Raw genomic sequence first — 5,357 nt, 5'->3', positions numbered from 1 at the left:
GCGCCGCGCCGCCGGCCGCCCCGAGCGGGCCAACGACGTCAAGCTCTCGCGCGGCGGCATCCGCGAGATCGAGTTCATCGTGCAGCTGCTGCTGGTGGTGCGCGGCGGGCAGTTCCCGGAGATGCGCACGCGCTCGACGCTGAAGGCGCTGTCGCGCCTGGCTGCGGCCGGGCTGATGAAGCCGGAAAGCGCCGCGCGGCTGGCCGACGCCTACGTGTTCCTGCGCCGCGTCGAGCACCGCATCCAGTACCTCGACGACCAGCAGACCCACCTGCTTCCCACCGGCGACGGCGACCTCAACTGGATTGCGCGCAGCCTCGGGCTGACCTGCAATGCCGACGCCTGCGAGCTGCTCGACCGCCTCGGCGAGATGCGCGAGTTCGTGGCGCTCGAGTTCGACGCCCTGCTGCACGACGGCCGCGACGGCGGCAAGGGCAACGGCGGCTGCAAGACCTGCGGCAACCCGCCGCCGCCGCTGGACAGCGAGGCCTTCGCCGAGAAACTGCCCGCCGAGCTGGCCGAACGCGTGCGCCACCTGTGCGCACAGCCGAAGATCCAGGCGCTGCGCGAGGAAAGCAAGGCGCGCCTGGGCCGGCTGATCGCCCGCGCCGCCCTGGCCGCGCGCAACGGCGACTGCACGATGGAAGCCGCGCAACGCTTCGTCGACTGGGTCGAGCCGCTGCTGCGCCGCGAGAGCTACCTGGCGCTGCTGGTCGAGCGCCCCGAGGTGCAGAACCGCCTGCTGCGCCTGCTCGGCCTGGCGCGCTGGCCGATGCGCTACCTGATGCGCCACCCCGGCGTGATCGACGAACTGGCCGACGAGCGGCTGCTGCACAACCGCTTCGACGCCGCCGAGTTCGCCGCCGAGCTGGAGGCCCGCCACGAGGCCTGGGAGCGCTCCGGCCAGGCCGACCCGGAGGCCCTGCTCGACACGCTGCGCCGCGCCCACCACGCCGAGGTGTTCCGCACCCTGGTGCGCGACGTCGAGTCGCACATCACGGTCGAGGAAGTCGCCGACGAGCTCTCCGCGCTGGCCGACGCCACGCTGGCGCGCACGCTGGCCTGGGCCTGGAAGCACCTCAAGCAGGCCCATCGCCCCGAGCCGCGCTTCGCGGTGATCGCCTACGGCAAGCTCGGCGGCAAGGAGCTGGGTTACGGCAGCGACCTCGACGTGGTCTTCCTCTACGACGACGACGACGAGCGCGCCCCCGAGGTCTACGGCGCCTTCACGCGCAAGCTGATCGGCTGGCTGACGCTGCGCACCGCCGCCGGCGAACTGTTCGAGATCGACACCGCGCTGCGCCCGAACGGCAACTCGGGGATGCTGGTCACCTCGATGGCCTCGTTCGAGAAGTACCAGACCGGCCGCGGCAGCAACACGGCATGGACCTGGGAACACCAGGCGCTGACGCGCGCCCGCTGGTGCGCCGGCCTGGCCGATCTGGCCCCGCGCTTCGAGGCGGTGCGGCGCGCCGTGCTGGCCGCACCGCGCGACCATGCCGCGCTGCGCGAGGAGGTGCGCGTGATGCGCGACAAGCTGCGCGCCGCGCGGCCGGTGCGCGCCGAGCTGTTCGACGTCAAGCACAGCCCGGGCGGCATGGTCGACGTGGAGTTCGCGGTGCAGTACCTCGTGCTCGCGCACAGCGCCGCGCATCCCGGGCTGCTCGACAACAAGGGCAACATCGCGCTGCTGCAGCGGGCGCAGGAAGCCGGCCTGCTGCCCGACCTTGTCGGCACGCGCGCGGCCGACGCCTACCGCGAACTGCGCCGCGCCCAGCACCGCGCGCGGCTGGACGAGCAGCCCACGCAGGTCGATCCCGCCACGCTCGCCGAGCACCGCGACGCCGTCCTCGCCCTGTGGCGCACGGTGTTCGGTTGAGCGCCACACCGGCTCCGCGCGCCTGGCTCGCGCTGACACTGCTGCTCGTGCTCGCCGCGATCGGCGGCTGGTGGCTGCCGCGAAGCGCGATCGACTGGCAGCCGGCGCTGGCCGCACGAGAGCCCTGGCGGGCGCTGAGCGCCGCCGCGGTGCACTACAGCGGCCTGCACCTGGGCGCCAACCTCGCCGGCGCGGCGCTGGTCGGCGCGCTCGGCGTGGTAGCGCGCGTGCCGCTGGCCATCGTGCTGGCCTGGCTGGTGGCCTGGCCGCTCACCCACCTCGGCCTGCTGATGCGCCCCGACCTGCTTCACTACGGCGGCCTGTCGGGCGTGCTGCATGCCGGCGTGGCGGCAGCCGCCCTCTGGCTGGTGGCGCGCGACCGTGGCCGCCGACAGCTGATCGGCGCGGCCATCCTGGCGGTGCTGCTGGTCAAGATCCTCGGCGAATCGCCCTGGGGGCCGGCCGTGCAGACCCGCGAGGGCTGGGACATCGCCGTCGCCCCCTTCGCCCATGCCAGCGGTGCCCTGTGCGGGCTGCTGTGTGCACGCCTGGCCCTGCTGATTCCGAACGCTTCCCGACATGACAACTGAACGCAAGCTCCGCCTCGACACCCTGGCCATCACCTCGCTGGTGCTGTGCTGCTTCCTGTGGGGGTTGAACCAGGTCGCGGCGAAGGTGGCGATCGCCGAGGTGCCGCCGCTGGCCCAGGCGGCGATCCGCTCGCTCGGCGGCGGGGCGCTGGTGCTGCTGTGGGCGGGATGGCGCGGCATCCGCCTGTTCGAGCGTGACGGTTCGCTGCCCGGCGGCCTCACCGCCGGACTGCTGTTCGCCGCCGAGTTCGGCTGCATCTTCCTCGGCCTGCAGTACACCACCGCCTCGCGCATGGCGGTGTTCATCTACATCTCGCCCTTCGTGGTGGCGCTGGGCATGCCGTTCATCGCCAAGGCCGAGAAGCTCAAGCCGGCGCAGATGGCCGGGCTGGTGATCGCCTTCGCCGGCGTGGCCTGGGGCTTCGCCGAGGGCTTCACGAAGCCGGCCGCCGGCGACCTGCAGTGGCTCGGCGATGCGCTCGGCGTGACCGCCGGCGTGCTGTGGGGCGCGACCACGCTGGCCATCCGCGGCAGCCGGCTCGCGGCCGCCTCCGCCGAGAAGACGCTGCTCTACCAGCTCGGCATCTCCGGCATCGCGCTGGCGCTGGCGGCTGCCCTCGTCGGGCAGCCCTGGGCGCCGACGCTGTCGGCGCTGACCTGGGCCTCGCTGGTGTTCCAGGTGCTGATCGTCACCTTCGCCAGCTACCTGCTGTGGTTCTGGCTGGTGCGCCACTACCCGGCGACACGGCTGGCCTCGTTCACGCTGCTCACGCCGGTGTTCGGGCTGCTGCTCGGCGCGCTGCTGCTCGGCGAGCCGATCACCGCGCGGCTGGTGATCGCGCTGGCGGCCGTCGCCGGCGGGATCGTGCTGGTGAACCGCAGCTGAGCCCCGGCCGGCGCCGGGTGCACCGTTCAGCCTCGAATGCGCCTGACCAGCGAAGTGGTCGAGTAGCCGTCGACGAAGGGCAAGGCACGCGCTTCGCCGCCCCAGCTGCGCACCCACTTCGTCTCTTCCAGCGTCTCGATGTCGTAGTCGCCGCCCTTCACGTAGATCTGCGGGCGCACGAGCTTGAGCAGCTCCACCGGCGTGGGCTCGTCGAACAGCGTCACCAGGCTCACGCTCTCCAGTGCAGCCAGCACGCAGGCGCGGTCGGCCTCGGCGTTCAGCGGGCGGTCCGGCCCCTTGCCCAGGCCGCGCGCCGAGGCGTCGCTGTTGAGCCCGATCACCAGGCTGGCGCCGAGCGCGCGCGCCTGTGCGAGGTAGCTCACGTGGCCGCGGTGCAGGATGTCGAACACGCCATTGGTGAAGACGATGGGCCGGGGCAGCGCGGCCACGCGCGCGGCGAGCAGCTCGCGCGGGCAGAGCTTGTCGAGGAAGTCGCTCATGGCGCGATTGTCACCTGCGGGTCAGCACCGCGGCCGGCGCCGCCCGTAGACTGCGCGCGTTCCAACCCGAGGAGACACGATGATCACGCTGTGCGGCCTGTGCCTGTCGAACTACTACAACAAGGTGAAGATGGTGCTGCTCGAGAAGGGCATCCCCTTCGAGGAACAGTTCGTCTCCACGGGCATCAGGGACGAGGCGGTGTTGTCGTGCTCGCCGCTGGGCAAGGTGCCGTTCATCCGCACGGAGCACGGCGCGCTGTGCGAGAGCCAGGCCATCGTCGACTACCTGGAGGCGCTGCAGCCCGAGCCGCGCCTGCTGCCGGCCGACCCCTGGGAGGCTGCCAAGGTGCGCGAGCTGACGACGTTCATCGACCTGCACCTCGAGCTGGTGGCGCGCGAGCTGTACGGCAAGGCCTTCTTCGGCGGCGAGATCAGCGACAGCAATGCCGAGCGGGTGCGCAAGCAGCTGGTGAAGAACATCGCCGCCTTCCAGCGGCTGGCGAAGTTCGCGCCCTATGTGGCCGGGGAGAGGTTCACGCAGGCCGACTGCTCCGCCTGGGTCAGCCTGCCGCTGGTGGGCATGGCCTCGCGCATCGTGCTCGGCGACGACCTGCTGGCCGCCGCCGGTGTCGACTGGAAAGGCTATGCGAAGCTGATCGGCGAGCGCCCGAGCGCCCAGCGCATCACCGCCGACCGCAAGGCGGAGCAGGAGCGTCTGGCCGCCGCGAAGAAGGCCTGAACTTCGGCGCCGGGATCAGGCCGGCGCCGTGCCGGGGTTCGGGGTCGCCGTGGCCGCCAGCTTGGCGGTGACTTCCTTGCGGAAGCGGTTGAGCTCCTGCACGCTGGCGAAGCTGCGCTCCATCAGCAAACTCATGTTGTGCAGGATGCGCTCGACGACCTTGGTCTCCCACACGGCGTCGAACTGGATCTGCTTGTCCAGCCACTGCTCCAGCCACTCCGGGTTGGGCAGGCGGCTCTGCACCGTATCGCGCGGGAACAGCTTGACGTTGACGTGCAGGTTGGTCGGGTGCAGCGCCTGCGCCGTGCGGCGCGCGCTGGCCATCAGCACGCCGACCTTGGCGAAGGCCGCGCGGGCCTCGTCGCCGAAGTTCTGCAGCGCGCGCTTCATGTAGCGCAGGTAGGCGCCGCCGTGGCGGGCCTCGTCGCGCGCCAGCGTCTCGTAGATCGCCTTGATCACCGGCTCGGTGTGCCACTCGGCGGCCCGGCGGTACCAGTGGTTCAGGCGGATCTCGCCGCAGAAGTGCAGCATGAGCGTCTCGAGTGCCGGCGCCGGGTCGAACTCGAAGCGCACCTCGTGCAGCTCGGCCTCGGTGGGCACGAGGTCGGGGCGGAAGCGGCGCAGGTATTCCATCAGCACCAGCGAGTGCTTCTGCTCCTCGAAGAACCACACGCTCATGAACGCAGAGAAGTCGCTGTCGTCGCGGTTGTCGCGCAGGAACATCTCGGTGGCCGGCAGCGCCGCCCACTCGGTGATGGCGTTC

At 71.6% G+C, this 5,357-nt stretch carries 6 protein-coding genes; 4 read left to right on the top strand and 2 right to left on the bottom strand.

Annotation, left to right across the window (positions count from 1 at the left end):
- The 3 genes from glnE to AB7U92_RS21055 form a co-directional block, all read left to right on the top strand.
- A partial coding sequence (gene glnE, locus AB7U92_RS21065; RefSeq protein ID WP_428581625.1) for a bifunctional [glutamate--ammonia ligase]-adenylyl-L-tyrosine phosphorylase/[glutamate--ammonia-ligase] adenylyltransferase occupies positions 1–1,879 on the top strand: 1,879 nt, incomplete at its 5' end.
- On the top strand, positions 1,876–2,469 hold the full coding sequence (gene rrtA / locus AB7U92_RS21060; RefSeq protein ID WP_428581622.1) for a rhombosortase: 594 nt from the start codon (positions 1,876–1,878) through the stop codon (positions 2,467–2,469). The genes glnE and rrtA, both read left to right, overlap by 4 nt.
- Entirely contained in the window at positions 2,459–3,355 is an 897-nt protein-coding gene (locus AB7U92_RS21055) for a DMT family transporter (protein ID WP_428581619.1), read from the top strand. Before rrtA ends, AB7U92_RS21055 begins: the two co-directional genes overlap by 11 nt.
- A gap of 26 nt (positions 3,356–3,381) precedes the next feature.
- Here the strand turns inward: AB7U92_RS21055 and rfaE2 are convergent, their stop codons facing one another.
- Complete coding sequence (rfaE2, locus tag AB7U92_RS21050) at positions 3,382–3,855, bottom strand: D-glycero-beta-D-manno-heptose 1-phosphate adenylyltransferase (RefSeq protein WP_428581617.1); 474 nt, start codon at positions 3,853–3,855, stop codon at positions 3,382–3,384.
- A gap of 79 nt (positions 3,856–3,934) precedes the next feature.
- Here rfaE2 and AB7U92_RS21045 point away from each other — a divergent pair, with 79 nt between their 5' ends.
- A complete protein-coding gene (locus tag AB7U92_RS21045) occupies positions 3,935–4,594 on the top strand; it encodes a glutathione S-transferase (protein ID WP_428581614.1) in 660 nt (219 codons plus the stop codon).
- Positions 4,595–4,609: 15 nt separating this feature from the next.
- Here AB7U92_RS21045 and AB7U92_RS21040 read toward each other — a convergent pair.
- A partial coding sequence (locus AB7U92_RS21040; protein WP_428581611.1) for a diiron oxygenase occupies positions 4,610–5,357 on the bottom strand: 748 nt, incomplete at its 5' end.

This window comes from Piscinibacter sp. (assembly GCF_050175855.1).
Taxonomy (GTDB): domain Bacteria; phylum Pseudomonadota; class Gammaproteobacteria; order Burkholderiales; family Burkholderiaceae_C; genus Piscinibacter.
The sequence above is the reverse complement of the archived record's forward strand: the minus strand, read 5'-3'. Positions and strand labels throughout refer to the sequence as shown.

Bases quoted from the DNA above. Each gene is read 5' to 3' on its own strand.
- AB7U92_RS21045 (WP_428581614.1), top strand. From the start codon at position 3,935: ATGATCACGCTGTGCGGCCTGTGCCTGTCGAACTACTACAACAAGGTG.
- rfaE2 (WP_428581617.1), bottom strand. From the start codon at position 3,855: ATGAGCGACTTCCTCGACAAGCTCTGCCCGCGCGAGCTGCTCGCCGCG.
- AB7U92_RS21055 (WP_428581619.1), top strand. From the start codon at position 2,459: ATGACAACTGAACGCAAGCTCCGCCTCGACACCCTGGCCATCACCTCG.